The 15,207-nt window shown below is 66.4% G+C and carries 13 protein-coding genes and 1 tRNA gene; 4 read left to right on the top strand and 10 right to left on the bottom strand.

The features are described from left to right. The first annotated feature begins 54 nt into the window (after nt 1–54). A complete protein-coding gene (locus CBI38_RS03270) occupies nt 55–2,400 on the top strand; it encodes a penicillin-binding protein (RefSeq protein ID WP_109326349.1) in 2,346 nt (781 codons plus the stop codon). A 46-nt stretch (nt 2,401–2,446) separates the two neighbouring features. Here CBI38_RS03270 and CBI38_RS03265 read toward each other — a convergent pair whose 3' ends face one another. Beyond that, nucleotides 2,447–2,914, bottom strand: a complete 468-nt coding sequence (locus CBI38_RS03265) for a GatB/YqeY domain-containing protein (RefSeq protein ID WP_109326348.1) — start codon at nt 2,912–2,914, stop codon at nt 2,447–2,449. 112 nt (nt 2,915–3,026) lie between these two features. Here CBI38_RS03265 and CBI38_RS03260 point away from each other — a divergent pair, with 112 nt between their 5' ends. The 3 genes from CBI38_RS03260 to CBI38_RS03250 all read left to right on the top strand — a co-directional run bounded on the left by CBI38_RS03260 (nt 3,027) and on the right by CBI38_RS03250 (nt 5,253). Continuing rightward, a complete protein-coding gene (locus CBI38_RS03260) occupies nt 3,027–3,998 on the top strand; it encodes a metallophosphoesterase (RefSeq protein WP_109326344.1) in 972 nt (323 codons plus the stop codon). A gap of 54 nt (nt 3,999–4,052) precedes the next feature. Continuing rightward, a tRNA-Pro gene (locus CBI38_RS03255) sits at nt 4,053–4,126 on the top strand. Between the two features lie 119 nt (nt 4,127–4,245). Beyond that, nucleotides 4,246–5,253, top strand: a complete 1,008-nt coding sequence (locus CBI38_RS03250) for an ABC transporter substrate-binding protein (RefSeq protein WP_109326339.1) — start codon at nt 4,246–4,248, stop codon at nt 5,251–5,253. A gap of 6 nt (nt 5,254–5,259) precedes the next feature. Here the strand turns inward: CBI38_RS03250 and CBI38_RS03245 are convergent, their stop codons facing one another. The 9 genes from CBI38_RS03245 to CBI38_RS03205 form a co-directional block, all read right to left on the bottom strand. Continuing rightward, on the bottom strand, nt 5,260–6,063 hold the full coding sequence (locus CBI38_RS03245) for a metal-dependent hydrolase (protein ID WP_109326338.1): 804 nt from the start codon (nt 6,061–6,063) through the stop codon (nt 5,260–5,262). 156 nt (nt 6,064–6,219) lie between these two features. Continuing rightward, nucleotides 6,220–6,693 (bottom strand): Dps family protein, encoded by a 474-nt coding sequence (locus CBI38_RS03240; RefSeq protein ID WP_109334826.1) that lies wholly within the window; start codon nt 6,691–6,693, stop codon nt 6,220–6,222. Between the two features lie 64 nt (nt 6,694–6,757). Beyond that, a complete protein-coding gene (locus CBI38_RS03235) occupies nt 6,758–8,227 on the bottom strand; it encodes a catalase (RefSeq protein ID WP_109326337.1) in 1,470 nt (489 codons plus the stop codon). 47 nt (nt 8,228–8,274) lie between these two features. Beyond that, nucleotides 8,275–8,715 (bottom strand): Fur family transcriptional regulator, encoded by a 441-nt coding sequence (locus tag CBI38_RS03230; protein WP_109326336.1) that lies wholly within the window; start codon nt 8,713–8,715, stop codon nt 8,275–8,277. A 47-nt stretch (nt 8,716–8,762) separates the two neighbouring features. Further along, nucleotides 8,763–9,428 (bottom strand): hypothetical protein, encoded by a 666-nt coding sequence (locus CBI38_RS03225; RefSeq protein ID WP_109326335.1) that lies wholly within the window; start codon nt 9,426–9,428, stop codon nt 8,763–8,765. Next, on the bottom strand, nt 9,412–11,124 hold the full coding sequence (locus CBI38_RS03220; RefSeq protein ID WP_109326334.1) for a GMC family oxidoreductase: 1,713 nt from the start codon (nt 11,122–11,124) through the stop codon (nt 9,412–9,414). Before CBI38_RS03220 ends, CBI38_RS03225 begins: the two co-directional genes overlap by 17 nt. Continuing rightward, complete coding sequence (locus tag CBI38_RS03215) at nt 11,121–12,611, bottom strand: flavin-containing monooxygenase (protein ID WP_109326333.1); 1,491 nt, start codon at nt 12,609–12,611, stop codon at nt 11,121–11,123. The genes CBI38_RS03220 and CBI38_RS03215 overlap by 4 nt, the downstream gene beginning before the upstream one ends. Continuing rightward, complete coding sequence (locus CBI38_RS03210; RefSeq protein WP_109334825.1) at nt 12,608–13,132, bottom strand: TetR/AcrR family transcriptional regulator; 525 nt, start codon at nt 13,130–13,132, stop codon at nt 12,608–12,610. The genes CBI38_RS03215 and CBI38_RS03210 overlap by 4 nt, the downstream gene beginning before the upstream one ends. A gap of 158 nt (nt 13,133–13,290) precedes the next feature. Next, the gene (locus CBI38_RS03205; protein WP_109326327.1) at nt 13,291–15,075 is read right to left on the bottom strand and encodes a multicopper oxidase family protein; all 1,785 of its coding nucleotides are present in this window, start codon (nt 15,073–15,075) and stop codon (nt 13,291–13,293) included. Between the last annotated feature and the right edge of the window lie 132 nt (nt 15,076–15,207).

Here is a 15,207-nt window from a genome sequence, read left to right as displayed (position 1 = left end):
CCAGGGCACCCGCGGAGCCCACGTAGTCTGTAGATCGTGTCGATTGCAAAAACAGTGGGGAAGCTCGCCGGATCCTCCGCCCTGGCAGGTGTACTGCTCGCCGGCGTGATGTTCCCGCTCGCCGGCGGCTTCGGTTTCATGTCCAACCGAGCGGCTGACACCGTCGACAACGTCTCCGCCGAATTGGTCGAGGGCACCGTGCCGGCCGTCTCGACGATGGTCGACTCCGCGGGCAACCCCATCGCCTGGCTGTACGAGCAGCGACGGTTCGAAGTCCCGAGCGAGAAGATCTCCAACGAGATGAAGCTCGCAATCGTCTCGGTCGAGGACCGCCGATTCCCCGAGCACAAGGGCGTCGACTGGCAGGGCACCATGCGCGCCTTCCTCACCAATACGACCAGTGGTGAGGTGCAGCAGGGCGCGTCCACGCTCGACCAGCAGTATGTGAAGAACTACCAGCTGCTCGTCGTCGCGAAGACGGACGCCGAACGCCGCGCCGCAATCGAGACCACTCCGGCGCGCAAGATCCGGGAGATCCGGATGGCGCTCACGCTCGACAAGGAGCTCACCAAGGACGAGATCCTCACCCGGTATCTCAACCTGGTCCCCTTCGGCAACGCCTCGTTCGGAATTCAGGACGCCGCGCAGACGTACTTCGGCATCGATGCATCCGAACTGAACGCCGGCCAAGCCGCGATGCTCGCGGGCATGGTGCAGTCGAGCTCGGCGCTCAACCCGTACACCAATCCGGAGGGCGTGCTCGAGCGCCGCAACGTCGTCCTCGACACGATGATTGCCAACATCCCCGACCGCGCCTCGGAGTTCCGGGCCCTCAAGGAGACCCCACTCGGGGTGCTGCCCGAGCCCAACCGGTTGCCGCGGGGATGCATCGCCGCGGGTGATCGCGGCTTCTTCTGCGATTACGCCCTGCAGTATCTGGCCAACGCCGGAATCAGTCGCGAGCAGATCGACAAGGGCGGCTACCTGATCAAGACCACGCTCGACCCGGCCGTGCAGGCGTCGACCAAGGCAGCGCTCACCGCGAATGCCAGGCCGAACCTCGACGGCATCGCCAACGTGATGAACGTCGTCCAGCCCGGACAGGACTCGCATCGGATCCTGGCAATGGGCAGTAGCCGCACCTACGGGCTCGACGCCAACGCCAGTGAGACCGTCCAGGCGCAGCCGTACTCACTGGCCGGTCACGGCGCCGGATCGATCTTCAAGATCTTCACGACGGCCGCCGCCATGGAGAAGGGCCTCGGCACCAGTGCCGTCCTGGACGTTCCCGGTCGATTCGAGGCCCGCGGCATGGGTAGCGGTGGCGCCCGAGGGTGCCCTGCGGCCACCTACTGCGTCGAGAATGCGGGCCGGTATCCGGCGGCACTGTCGGTGACCGATGCGCTGGCGCAGTCGCCGAACACGGCGTTCGTGAAGTTGATCCAGGCCACCGGCGTTGCCCCGACCGTCGACATGGCGGTGCGTCTGGGATTGCGCTCCTACGCCCAGCCCGGCACTTCCGGCTTCGACGAGCGCAGCATGGCCGATTTCCAGAAGGATCAGAATCTGGGGTCGTTCACCCTCGGGCCCACCTGGATCAACCCCCTCGAACTGTCGAATGTCGCCGCGACGCTCGCCTCGCACGGCAAGTGGTGCCCGCCCACCCCGATCGACTCGGTGTTCGACCGCGAAGGCAAGCCCGTTTCGGTGACCCAGCAGGCCTGTGAGCAAGTCGTGGAGCCAGGACTGGCCGATACCCTCACCAACGCGATGAGCAAGGACGACAAGCCCGGTGGCACCTCTGCCGCCGCGGCGGGCAGCGTCGGCTGGACGCTCCCTATGGCGGGTAAGACCGGCACCACGGAATCGCACATGTCCTCGGGCTTCCTCGGGTTCACCAACAACCTCGCGGCAGCCGTGTACGTGTTCGGTGACTCCCCTACACCGGGCGAGATCTGCTCGAGCCCGCTGCGTCCCTGCGGTGACGGCAACCTCTTCGGTGGTAACGAACCGGCCCGCACGTGGTACGCGGCAATGAACCCGATCGTCAACAACTTCGGCCCGACGACCCTGCCGCCGGTCGACCAGAAATATGTGCGGGGATCCCAGAACGGCCAGGTTCCGGATGTCGTCGGACTCAGCCAGTCGGCCGCCACCTCGCGGCTGCAGGCAGCAGGCTTCACCGTCAACGCCGTGACCACGCAGGCTCAGGCGGCCAAGGGAACGGTGACGGGCGCCTCGCCCTCCGGATCGGCCATCCCCGGTTCGACCATCACGATCTATGTCAGCGACGGATCGGTGCGGGCGGCGCCGCAGCAGGTACCCGGGCAGGGCATCCCCCTACCGCCCATCCAGTTGCCCGGCCTGCCGCCGATTCAGCTGCCGCCCATACCGCGCTGACCATGCGTGCGTGGGAAGTGCGCACACACTTCCCACGCACGTAGGTTCAGAGGCGCGACTTGACGGCGTGGGACAACCTCGAGCCATCGGCCTTGCCGCCGGCGAGTGCGGTGGCCGCCTTCATGACCTGACCCATCTGGCGTATGCCGGGGCGCTCCCCGATCTCCTCCGCCACCTGAGCGATGGCCGTGTCGACGACGTCCACGAGTTCCGCGTCGTTGAGCGGGGTCGGCAGGTATTCGTCGATGATCTGGGCCTCGGCGCGTTCCTGCGCCGCCAGTTCCCCGCGGCCGTTCTCGGTGTAGATCTCGGCGGACTCTCCGCGCTTCTTCGACTCCTTCGCGAGGACCTTCAGCACCTCGTCGTCGGTGAGTTCACGGGCTTCCTTGCCGGAGACCTCCTCGGTCTGCACGGCGGCCATGAGCATGCGAATAGTGGCGGTGCGCAGCGAATCCTTCGCCTTCATGGCGGCCGTCATGTCGGAGCGCAGTCTTGCTTTCAGTGAATCTGGCATGGCCGAAACGCTACGCGCTCGCACGCACGAGAATGCCGCGTCCCACGCACGGGAATGCGGAGCATCACTTTGTACCCTGCACCTCGATCGCACGCACCCGTATCCTGAAAGGGTGTCCAACGAGTTCCGCACCACCCTGACCCGTGCCGCGCTGGGTACAGCGGGCGCCGCCGCCCTCGGTGTCGGCTACGCCTCCCTCATCGAACGCAACGCGTTTGCGCTCCGTGAGGTAACGATGCCGGTGCTGGCGCCCGGGTCGTCCACACTGCGGGTGCTACACATCAGCGACCTGCACATGATGCCCGGACAGCGCCTGAAGCAGAACTGGCTGCGTGAGCTGGACAACCTCGAACCCGACCTGGTGGTGAACACCGGAGACAATCTGTCCCATCAGCGGGCCGTCCCCGCGGTGGTCCAGGCGCTGGGGAATCTGCTCGCACGCCCGGGCCTGTTCGTGTTCGGCAGCAACGACTACTTCGCGCCCAAGCCGAAGAATCCGATGAAGTACTTCCGCAGGGAGCACAAGCGCGTCTTGGGTGACCCCTTGCCGTGGGGCGATCTCCGCGCTGCCTTCACCGAGCGGGGTTGGTTCGACGTCACACACGTGCGCCGCGACCTCGAGGTGTCGGGGGTCCGGATCGCGTCGGCCGGGGTGGACGATCCCCACTTGCAACGCGACCGTTACGACACCATCGCCGGGCCGCCGAATCCGTTGGCGGATCTACGTCTGGGCCTCACCCACTCCCCCGAACCGCGGGTGCTCGACCGGTTCGCGGACGACGGGTACGACCTGGTGCTGGCGGGTCACACCCACGGCGGTCAGCTGTGTCTGCCGTTCTACGGGGCACTGGTCACCAATTGCCAGATCGACCGTTCTCGGGTCAAGGGTCCGTCGAAGTGGGGTGCCCACACCCGATTGCACGTGTCCGCTGGTATCGGCACGTCGCCGTGGGCTCCGGCCCGCTTCTGCTGCCGTCCCGAGGCGACGCTGCTGACGTTGGTACCTGCCAAGCGTGGCGGGTCGGACAGCGGTGCAGGCGAAGGCCGGACGCAGCCGTCGGAAAGCTCGGTTATACGCCGCTGAACTGCGGATTTAATCGCGGCTGACTCTGTGCTGTAAGCTAGCCGAGGTTCGACACGGGGTGTGGCGCAGCTTGGTAGCGCGCTTCGTTCGGGACGAAGAGGTCGTGGGTTCAAATCCCGCCACCCCGACAGTGTGGGATTGATGTGAGACCCCTTCCGCTCAGGCGGAGGGGGTCTTTCTCTTTCCCGGACCCGGGGCCAACGACTCCCGGACGCCGGCCGCCAAGTCGGTAGGCTAGCCTGCCCTCATGTCTACGAGGTCTCCCCTGAAGGCCGGGCTCGTCGCCCTGGCCACCGTCTTTCTCGCCGCCTGCGGCACCACCGACACCGGGTCCAGTTCCGGCAATACCGACGTCGCCACCGGCGGACGGCTGTTCGCCACCGCTGACGAGGAGACCGCCAAACTGGGTAGTGATGCCGAACAGGGCGCATTCCCGCGCACCGTCACGCACGCACTGGGCGAGACGGTCATCGAGAAGAAGCCGGAACGGGTCGTGGTCCTCGACGGCGGCGAACTCGACGACGTCCTGTCGCTGGGAATCACGCCCGTGGGATTGGCGAGTCCGGAGAGCGCGGCGGGTCAGCCGTCGTATCTGGCCGACAAGCTGGCGGGTGTGCCCGACGTGGGAACGACCAACAACCTGAACATCGAAGCGATCACCGCATTGCAGCCCGATCTGATCCTCGGCAGCAAGCTGCGGGCCGACAAGCTCTACCCGCAGCTCTCCTCGATCGCACCGACGGTGTTCAGTATCCGTCCCGGCTTCCCGTGGAAGGAGAACTTCCTCCTGGCCGCCGACGCGCTAGGTGAGGAAGCGCAGGCCGAAGAAGTGCTCAACGCATATCAGACCCGGGCCGGGGAGGTCCGCGACGCGATTACCGGCGAGCCCACGATCTCGCTGGTGCGCTTCATGTCCGGCAAGATCCGGCTGTACGGCAACCTGTCGTTCATCGGCGTCATACTCGAGGATGTGGGGCTGCCCCGCCCGCAGGTGCAGGACGTCGACGAACTCGCGGTCGAGGTCAGCCAGGAGACCATCTCGCAGGCCGATGGTGACCGAATCTTCTACTCCAGCTATGGCGCGCCCGAGACGACCGACGAGTCCGCTGTGGTCGGTGGACCGCTGTGGAACCAGCTTCAGGCGGTCAAGGACGGCCACGCCGTGCACGTCAGCGACGAAACCTGGTTCCTGGCGCTCGGTCCCACCGGTGCCATGCTGGTACTCGACGACCTCGAGAAGATGCTCGCAGCCTGACGCGTCCTACTGGGTTACGGGCATGAACGCGTCGTAGATCGCCTCCGGTGCACCGTCGACTGCCCAGATCATCATCAGCCCGACGGCGATGGTGAGGGCGGGCCCGAGAACGAGTTTCTCGAAGGGCCCGCCCGCCCGGATGGAGAGGAAGGACGGCAGCCGGAACTCCCACCACCGCTCTCTGCCCAGCGGCAGGAACGGGGCGAGGAAGGGCACGCCTTCCTTGGTGATGGCATCGCCGAGGCAGTGGGTGGCGCAGCCGAGCGCCACCGCGACTCCGAGCCCGGTGGAACCGGCCTCGGTGGGATACGACTGCCAGGTGAGCGCCGACAGCACCGCGGCCACGGCCGAAACGGCCAGCCAGCCTTTCTCTTTGGCGAACTCACCGGCGAGGCCGCGGAGTGCCAGCCCCAGGCAGAGAAACAGCGTGGCGATGATGGCCGGCTTGCCGAACTGCACTACGAGCGCCGACACGCCTGCTCCGAGCCCGGCGGCAAACAACGCTGTGTGCGTGAGCGTGCGGTGCCCGCCGCGGCGCTTACCGTCTCGTTTGCCCTTGGTCACCGTGTAGAAGCCGAGCGACACCGCGTCGACTCCCTTGGCAGCGATGCTGCTCACGGGGCCGAAGGACCGCGAAACGGTCGACTGGCTGGTGTCGAGGTCGGGTAGCAACGCCGCGCCTGCGCATACGGCCGCGAAGGTGAACGTCTCGGCCGTCGAGGTAGGCCCACCCCATTCCAGCGGGAGCAGATCTGCCGTCGCCAAACCGACGGCAGCACCGGACATTGCGTGGGTGGGACCCATCACCATGGAAGAACGCACCTTTCGAACCCGACCCGGGACACGGTCATCCGAGCCGGTGTCCTGACACCGCTCAACCTAGCAACACCATCCGACACTCCAGTCACACGCCGGACGTACTCCGGCACCGTCGGCGGCGACGAAGTACGTCCGGACCCGAAGTGCTCAGACGCCCTGCGCCTGCCACATCCAATGCAACTGCTCGAGCCGCGCGGTGATGGAGATCAGCAGGTCCTGCGTCACCGGGTCGGCCGTTTCGGTGGCCGCGATACGCTCGCGGAGGCGGTCTATCAGGGCGGCGAGGTTACCGACGATCGACGCGGTGATCTCGGCATCCTTGGTCCACCCTTCGCCGATGCCCTTGGCCCCGGAATCCTGTGCGACCGTGGCTGCGCGGCCGTCGGGACTGACGCCGATCGCGGTCGCGCGTTCCGCCGCCTCGTCGGTGAAGTCGCGGGCCGCGCTCACGAGCTCGTCGAGCGCGAGATGCACCGACCGGAAGTTCTGGCCGATCACATTCCAGTGCGCCTGTTTGGCGATGAGGGTGAGGTCGATCAGATCCACGACGGTGGCCTGTAGTGCGTCGCCGGCAGTCTTCTGCTGCGCGGGATCCAACGTGCTGGTGATGGGATTACTCATGATGTAGTTCCTCACTGGTCGTGTTTCGTTGCGGGCGCATCGACACCGACGCCGGCGGTGCGCCTCAGGCTTTGTTCTGTCCTTCGCGGACACCGATTTCCACGCGCTTGCCGAGGTCGGCGTCGACGTTCTTCCAGTACTCGAAGACGCGCAGCAGAACCGGTTCGCTGACGCCATCGAGCGCGTGCCCGACGATGTTGTTCACCAACCGCTCGCGTTCGTCGTCACCGAGAACCTCACGTACGAGCGTGCCGGCCTGGGTGAAGTCGCCGTCCTCGGAGTGCTGGATGTAGCCGGCGCGCACCGACTCTCCGTCGAAGGCCCACAGGCCCTCGTCCCCGGCGAGGGACGCGTCCGCGTGGGGACCGCCGTACGAGTTGGGCGCGTACACCGGCGTTTCCGGCGAGTTGGTCGCGTACCGCATCGCCCCGTCCTGCGAGTAGGAGTTGACCTGGTTCTTCGGTGCGTTGACCGGCAATTGGGCGTAGTTCGCGCCGATCCGGTACCTGTGTGCGTCGGCGTAGGAGAAGACACGCCCGAGCAGCATCTTGTCGGGCGAGAAGCCGATTCCCGGAACCACATTCGACGGCTCGAACGAGGCCTGCTCGATCTGCGCGAAGAAGTTGTCGGGGTTGCGGTTCAGGGTCCACTTGCCGACCTCGATCAGCGGGTAGTCCTTCTGGGACCACACCTTGGTGAGATCGAACGGGTTGAATCGGTACCCCTCCGCCTCGGCGACCGGCATGACCTGCACTTTCAGCGTCCAGCTGGGGAACTCGCCGCGGGTGATCGAGTCGTACAGGTCGGCGCGGTGGTGGTCGGGCGACGTGCCGGCCAGCTCGTCGGCCTCCGCCTGGGTGAGGAACTCGATGCCCTGGTCGGTCTTGAAGTGGTACTTCACCCAGAACCGCTCACCCTCGGCGTTCACCCACTGATAGGTGTGGGAGCCGAAACCGTCCATGTGACGCCACGTCTTCGGAATTCCGCGATCACCCATCAGCCAGGTGACCTGGTGTGCCGACTCGGGTCGCAGGGTCCAGAAGTCCCACTGCATGTTGTGGTCGCGCAGGCCGGAACCCGGCAGACGCTTCTGCGAGTGGATGAAGTCGGGGAACTTGATGGGGTCCTTGATGAAGAAGACCGGCGTGTTGTTGCCGACGAGGTCGTAGTTGCCGTCCTCGGTGTAGAACTTCACCGCGAATCCGCGGGGGTCACGCCACGTGTCGGGACTGCCCTGCTCGCCCGCGACCGTGGAGAAGCGCACGAGCGACTCGGTCTTCGCTCCCGGCTGGAAGAGCTTCGCCTTCGTGTACCGGCTCACGTCGTGCGTGACCACCAGCTCACCGAAGGCACCGCCGCCCTTGGCATGGACCACCCGCTCCGGGACACGCTCGCGGTTGAACTGGGCGAGCTTTTCGACGAGATAATGGTCGTGCAGAAGGATGGGGCCCTGCGGTCCCGCGGTGAGCGATTCGTTGTCGCTGACGACAGGAATTCCGGCGTTGGTGGTGGTAGCGCGCTGTGTTTCAGGCATGGCAAAGCCTCCAGAGTGCTCAGTGTGAGGGTGGTAGGGAAGACAGGTCAGGACTGGGGTGCCGTCGACCCGGGCCGGCACTGTTCGCACAGCCCCCAGAAGACGACTTCGGCCTCGTCGATCTGGAAACCGTGCGATTGCGACGGCTCCAGGCACGGCGCCTCGCCGACGGCGCAATCGACGTCTGCAACGGTGCCGCACGATCGACACACGAGGTGGTGGTGATTGTCTCCGGTTCGCGTCTCGAACCGTGCCGGCGACCCCGCAGGTTCGATACGGCGAAGGAGACCGGCGGCCGTGCACGCTTTCAGCACGTCGTACACGGCTTGCGTGGACACCGAACCCAACTGGTCGCGCACCACGGCAGCGATGTCGTCGACGTCGGAATGCGGCTGCGCGGCAACCGCATTCAACACCGCCACCCGGGGTGCAGTGACACGGAGGCCCACGTCACGCAATTGCGCTCGGGGATCGTGGTCGTGTCGCATGTGGTCCAGTATGACCCTTTTTTGGAATTAGTCAAGAAAGCGATCGCTCAGCGCAGCTTTGCAGGCCCGGTAGTCATACGGCCGTCCGTGATCACGACACCATGATGAGTTCCGGCCACCAGCCAGTCGGCCAGAGTGGGACCCACTGCCCGAACGCTCACACGGGCGTACCGGAAGTGCCCGCGCAGCCGGGCCGACGCCGTCACCAGGCGTCCACCCGACTCTGCAGGCTGAGCGAACCCCAAGGCGCCCGCGATCGGCAGCCGCGGACCGCGCGGGTGCGCCGTCGTCGACACACGCCACTGGCCTCCCGATGACGACACGGATGACGCCTCGAACACACCGTGGACGTCGCCGTCGAACGCGGCTGGGACCTTGGGCAGGCTCCAGTGCACGCGTCCGCCGTGGACGGACGGTTCCGAGTCGACCGCGATGAACGGCACGGCCATGCGCGGCATCGGACCGCTGCGACGACCGGGCGCCCGCAGCACCGGGCTTGCCAGGATCTCGCGATACGGCCCGACGGGCGAGTCGAGGTAGTCGACCATCATGGCGAGGGTCACCGGCAGCACCGCACCCTCGGGTCCGAGTTCACGGGCGGCGGCGGTCGCGCGATGCCACCACAGCGTTGCACGCACCCCGGCCGGCCACGGCGGCGGCGCGCTCTCGGGCCATTCGGTGCGGTCGGTGGTCGATTCAGGCACGCTCCACATCGACGGCCTCCTTTCGGGTCGTCACGGTGAGCGGAAGCCGCAGGGCTCCCGGCGCGTCGGCCGGTACCACCGGGAAGCGCGGCGGCGTCGGATCGATACGTACGTATGGCTCGCCCGGATCAGGTCTGGGGTCCAGCTCTCCCTTGTTCGGCCACAACGCGAACGCCCGCTCCGCTTGCGCGGTGATGGTGAGCGACGGATTGACGCCCAGGTTCGCGCTGACCACGGATCCGTCCGCCACGTGGAGTCCGTCGTGCCCGTAGGCCCGCAGGTACGGGTCGACGACTCCGGTGTCGGGCGAGTCGCCGATCGCGCAGCCACCCAGGAAGTGGGCGGTCATCGGGATGTTCACCACGTCGCCCAGCGAGCCACCGGGGTCACCGTCGATCTTGTCGGCGACCTTGCGGATGGCCGTGTGCCCCTGAGGTATCCACTCCGGCGGCGGAGCGCCGGGACCGGGCCGACTGGTGACCGCACGCCCGAAGCGTCCCCGCCCCTTGGTGAGTTCCAACGAATTGTCGTCGGTCTGCATCACCAGCGCGATGACCGTCCGCTCGGACCAGTGCCGCACCGACAGACTGCGCAGGAAGGCGTCGGGTCGGCGCAGTGCGACACCGACGGTCTTCAGCAGTCGAGGTGTCCGGCCGCCGCCATCACTGAGGACGGTCTGCAGCAGACCGATCGCATTGCTGCCCTTGCCGTATCGGACAGGTTCGATGTGAGTGTGGTCGTCGGGGTGGAATGAGGACGTGATGGCGATGCCGCGCGTGAAGTCGGTGCTCCGGTTCTTGGCGGTGGCCGCGAGTACGGCCTCCGAATTGGTCCGGACGACCGTTCCGAGCCGCGGCGACAACCGCGCCAAGGTTCCGGCCTCCTTCATCGCGAGTAACAGCCGGGCGGTTCCGTACGTGCCGGCAGCCACGACCACCTGGTCGGCGGTGAAGGTGCTCTCCCGCTTACGGATACCGTTCGTTCGACGAGTACGCACCTCGTATCCGCCGCCCTGACGTGGACGTAGTTCCTTCACCGTGGTGAGCGGGTGGATCCGCGCACCGGCCTGTTCCGCCAGGTACAGGTAGTTCTTGACCAGTGTGTTCTTGGCGCCCACGCGGCAGCCGGTCATGCAGCCACCGCACTCGGTGCAGCCGGCCCGATCAGGCCCCTTGCCCCCGAAGTACGGGTCCGCGACCGCGACTCCGGGCTCGCCGAAGAAGACACCGACCGGCGTGGATGTGAACGTCTCACCGACCCCCATCTCTTCCGCCACCTCACGCATGATCGCGTCGGCCGGGGTGAACAGTGGGTTGGTCCGCACGCCCAGCATCCTCTTGGCCTGCTCGTAGTACGGCGCCAACTCCGACTGCCAGTCGGTGATGTGCGCCCACTGCTTGTCTTCGAAGAAGCGCCGGGGCGGCTGATACAGGGTATTGGCATAATTGAGCGATCCACCGCCGACACCGGCACCCGCCATCACGAGCACATCGGGAAGTAGGTGGATACGTTGCATGCCATAGCAACCCATCCACGGAGCCCACAGATAGCGTCGCAATCTCCAGCTGGTCTCCGGCATCTCGTCGTCGGCGAAACGCCGTCCCGCCTCCAGCACTCCGACCTTGTAGCCCTTCTCGGTGAGCCGCAGCGCAGCCACACTGCCGCCGAAACCCGAACCGACCACCACCACGTCGTAGTGCGTCACGCGACGGCCTCCTGCTCCGACTTCCGACGCGCCACGTAATTCTCCCGGTCGAAGCGCTGCAGTTGCGAGCGGAATCTGAAGGTGAACGTCGGCCACTGCACCGAGTTACGGCCCTCCGCATCGTAATACCAGCTCGAACAACCACCCTTGTTCCAGACGGTGCTCTGCAAGCCGGATTGAATCCGCGCATTGTACCGTCGCTGCGCCTCCTCGGTGACCTCGAACGCCGCGATGTCGTTGTCGCGCATGGCATCGAGCGCGTCGGTGATGTACGCAGACTGCGATTCGAGCATGTACACGATGGAGCTGTGCCCGAGGTTGGTGTTGGGTCCGTACATCAGGAAGAGGTTGGGGAATCCGGTGACCGTGGTCCCCTTGTAGGCGTGCGGACTGCCCTTCCAGTGCTCGGCCAGCGTGTGCCCGTCGGTGCCCCGGAGCGCGTGCGCGACAGGCGGTTCCGTAGGAGTGAAACCGGTGGCGAAGATGATGGTGTCGACCTTGTGTTCGTTGCCGACCGCGTCGACCACACCATCCTCGGTGATACCCGCCAGGCCTGCGTCGACGAGCGTGACGTCCGGCCGGTCGAGCGTCCGCAACCAGTCGTTCGACAACAACATCCGCTTGCAGCCGATCGTGAAATCGGGGGTGAGCTTCCGTCGCAGTTCCGGGTCGCGCACCTGCCGACGCAGATGCGCCTTGGCCACCATTTCGAACAACGGCAGCAGTCCGGTGGCATGGGCCAGAACTCCGCCGAGCGCTTCCCGGAAACTGTAGACAGAACCACGGACAGCTTTCTGCACCAACGGCATCCGTCGATACAGACGCTTTTCGGGATCGGAGAGCACTCGGTCGAGCCGCGGGATGACCCACGCCGGCGTGCGCTGAAAGACCGTCACATGCTTCGCGCGGGGCGCGATTTCCGGAACGAACTGTACCGCCGAGGCCCCCGTGCCGATGACGGCCACCCGTTCACCGGTGAGGTCGTGATCGTGATTCCATGTCGCGGAGTGAAACGTGGTGCCGCCGAACGTGTCGAGTCCCGGCATATCCGGGATACTCGGGGTCGACAGGGCGCCGGTGGCCGCCACCACCACATCGGCGGTCAACGAGCCACGGCTCGTGCGCACATGCCACACCGCCTTGGCGTCGTCCCAGTCCGCCTGCTCCAGGGCGCAGTCGGTCACGACCCGCGACAGGATGCCGGTGTCGGCAGCGACCTTCTTCAGGTACCGGTAGATCTCCGGTTGCCGGGCGAAGGTGTGACTCCAGTCGGCGCTGGGCGCAAAGGAGAACGAGTACAGCGACGTCGGGACATCGCACGCACACCCCGGGTAGGTGTTGTCGCGCCACGTTCCGCCGACATCGTGGCCGCGCTCGATGATCAGGACGTCGGCCTCCGGACCGGACCGCAGGATCCGCGCCGCGAGACCCATTCCTGCGAAACCGGCTCCCACGACCAGCGTGTGTACATGTTGCGGAAGACTCACGACTTCTTCACCTTCGATTCCCACGCCGGCAGCAGCCGCGCGCGTAGTGAGCGATCGGCCTCGGGCGTCCGGAACAATGCCGACACCGCGAGACCGCGAACCAATTCGATACCGATCTCGATGGTGTCGGCGTCGTACCGATCGCCGAACACCTCCGCCGACCCCTGCCGCAGGGCCTCGGTGACCTTCCGCTCCAGCGGAACCATCGCCTCGAACAACGCGGAGTCGGTGCGGGCGGCCACCCACAACTCGAGTGCCGCATAGAACAACGGGCCGGAGAAGGCGTCGGCCAGCACGTCGATGCCGCGGTCGGTGTCCACCTCGGCGGCGAGAATCTCCGCCATCCGCTTGTCGACGAGGTACTCCACTGCCGCCACCACCAGCGACTCCTTGGTGGGGAAATGGTGTAGCTGGGCTCCCCGCGACACACCCGCCCGGCGGGCGATGCCCTGGGTGGTGGTGCCCGCGTAGCCGAGCTCGACCAGCGAGTCGACCGCAGCCTCGAGCAATCGTGTGCGCATCGCGGCGGTGCGCTCGGCCTGGGTACGGGTCGATTTGGCGACTGCTATGTCGGAGGTCACATCTGCACTGTAGGCCGAAAAATCAAAACAGTCCAGACTGCTTTTAAATTGCCCAAGCGCCTGTGAGTGCTTATTAACAACGGGAGGTTAAGAAGTACTCACGGGGCGAGGCGGTACTTCAGCATCATGTCGTGGTCCTCGTGATCGAGCATGTGGCAGTGCCAGACGTAGCCCCGCAGAGGTTGGGGTGCCTGCCCGGTGTGTCCACCCGAGTGGTCCGTCGCATGGGCCGACATGCCGAAGGTCGCATCGGGATCGAAGCCCAGTTCCTCGGCTGTCGGAAACCGCACGACCACCCGGGTGACGGAATTGGCATCGGCGATCACGGTGTCCTTGAAACCGGACTCCCACGGCTGCGGCGACAGCACCGGTCCCCGGGTGAACGGATCCGGAGACGGCGTCCACCGTGTCCCGACCGCGGGGAGCGGCGACGCCGACATCAGTGCGGCCGTATCGACCGCCTGCCGCCCGAGTACGCGGAACCTCACGAGATGCAGATGAATCGGGTGCGGCTCCGGGGTGGCGTTGACGATGTTCCACTGTTCGACCGTGCCCTGGCGCGGCATTTCGATGTCGTCGGTGGTGTAGCGCAGGTTGTTGAGGGACATCAGCGGTGACGGTTGCCCGAGGCCCTGTCCGACCTGCAGTACCGAGACGTTGCGCACCACCTGAGGTTGCGCGACCGGCGCCAGCAGAGGCGGCTGCCGGCGGCCGCCGCGCAGGGTCTGCGGCACCGGGCCGGTGTACCCCGCCGCAGCTCCCACACGGAAACGGCAGAAACGCGGCATGGGCAGGACCCCGCGCTGCGCCACCTGGTCGGGGATCGCTTCGTCGTTGCGCAGCTCGACGGTCGCGCCGGGCGCCAGAGCGCCGAAGTCGACGAGCAGGTCGGCGCGCTCACCCGGTCCGAGGCGAACATGGTCGACGGGGACCGGGGCGTCGAACAATCCGCCTTCGGCGCCGATGACCCAGAACCGCATTCGATTGTCGAAGAAGAGGTTCCACATGCTGAACGAGGCGGCGTTCACCATGCGCAGGCGGTACAGCCCGCGCGCAACGGCCATCTCCGGCCACACCTTGCCGTTCACCACGCCGGTGTCGCCGGGGGTCGCCGCTTCCCAGCTGCCCTGCGGGTTCAGCGGGTTGGAGCGGACGCTCTGCCTGCCGTCCTCCGTGAAATTCTTGTCCTGCAGAATCAGCGGAACCTCGAACTCGCCGGCGGGCAGCCCGAGCGGATTGCCCGCGGTACCGGTGTCGAACTCGTCGCGGAGCAGGTACAGACCGGCCAGTCCAGCGAAGATGTTGAGCCGGGTGACCCCCATCGCGTGGTCGTGATACCAGAGTGTGCACGCGTCCTGCTGATTCGGAAACTCGTACACCAGCCCTTGCCCGCGCCGCAGCGTGTGCTCGGGGTGCCCGTCGAACTCGGGCGGATTGGACCCCCCGTGCAGGTGCAGCGCGGTCGCCACGTCGGTGCGGTCCGCTTCGGTCACGCCGTGCAACCTCGTGTCCACATCGGCGGCGAGGGGATTACTCACGATGTCGTTGCGGTAGACGAGCGATGTCCGTTCGCCGACCCGAGCCTCGATCGTCGGTCCCAGGTAGTCGACACCGCCGTACGCGAGCGCCGGGGAGGCGGGAAGGTCGGAGTGGAACGTGTGCATCGTGCTGCTCGCGTGTACCTCGACGGAAGTGCCACCGAGTGTCGGCAGCAGGGGAAGTGGGTCCCGAAACGGTTCGAGTGGCGGTGACCGGAAAACGAAGGGCCGCAGGGGGTCGATGCCGAAGGGGAACGCACTCGCTGAGCCGACCCCTACCGCGCCCAGCCCGGCCGTCAGTGCCAGACCACGAACGAACGACCTGCGCGGAATCCGTCCATCCATTCGCCGGCGCCCCCTGCACGATGAATATCCTGTTGCGACTCGGAAAGCCGACGGTACCTCGAGTGGGGTACCCCTCAGCCCGGTTTCAGCACCGGGGATTCTGTCGCACCCGCGCGCCGACCGTGCCACGCT

The sequence above is a fragment of the Rhodococcus oxybenzonivorans genome, from assembly GCF_003130705.1.
Lineage (GTDB): Bacteria > Actinomycetota > Actinomycetes > Mycobacteriales > Mycobacteriaceae > Rhodococcus_F > Rhodococcus_F oxybenzonivorans.
The sequence above is the reverse complement of the archived record's forward strand: the minus strand, read 5'-3'. Positions and strand labels throughout refer to the sequence as shown.

Excerpts from the sequence above, each read along its gene's own strand:
- CBI38_RS03265 (WP_109326348.1), bottom strand. The coding sequence starts at position 2,914 with ATGCCAGATTCACTGAAAGCAAGACTGCGCTCCGACATGACGGCCGCC.
- CBI38_RS03250 (WP_109326339.1), top strand. The coding sequence starts at position 4,246 with ATGTCTACGAGGTCTCCCCTGAAGGCCGGGCTCGTCGCCCTGGCCACC.
- CBI38_RS03245 (WP_109326338.1), bottom strand. The coding sequence starts at position 6,063 with ATGGTGATGGGTCCCACCCACGCAATGTCCGGTGCTGCCGTCGGTTTG.
- CBI38_RS03240 (WP_109334826.1), bottom strand. The coding sequence starts at position 6,693 with ATGAGTAATCCCATCACCAGCACGTTGGATCCCGCGCAGCAGAAGACT.
- CBI38_RS03235 (WP_109326337.1), bottom strand. The coding sequence starts at position 8,227 with ATGCCTGAAACACAGCGCGCTACCACCACCAACGCCGGAATTCCTGTC.
- CBI38_RS03230 (WP_109326336.1), bottom strand. The coding sequence starts at position 8,715 with ATGCGACACGACCACGATCCCCGAGCGCAATTGCGTGACGTGGGCCTC.
- CBI38_RS03225 (WP_109326335.1), bottom strand. The coding sequence starts at position 9,428 with ATGTGGAGCGTGCCTGAATCGACCACCGACCGCACCGAATGGCCCGAG.
- CBI38_RS03210 (WP_109334825.1), bottom strand. The coding sequence starts at position 13,132 with ATGCGCACACGATTGCTCGAGGCTGCGGTCGACTCGCTGGTCGAGCTC.
- CBI38_RS03205 (WP_109326327.1), bottom strand. The coding sequence starts at position 15,075 with ATGGATGGACGGATTCCGCGCAGGTCGTTCGTTCGTGGTCTGGCACTG.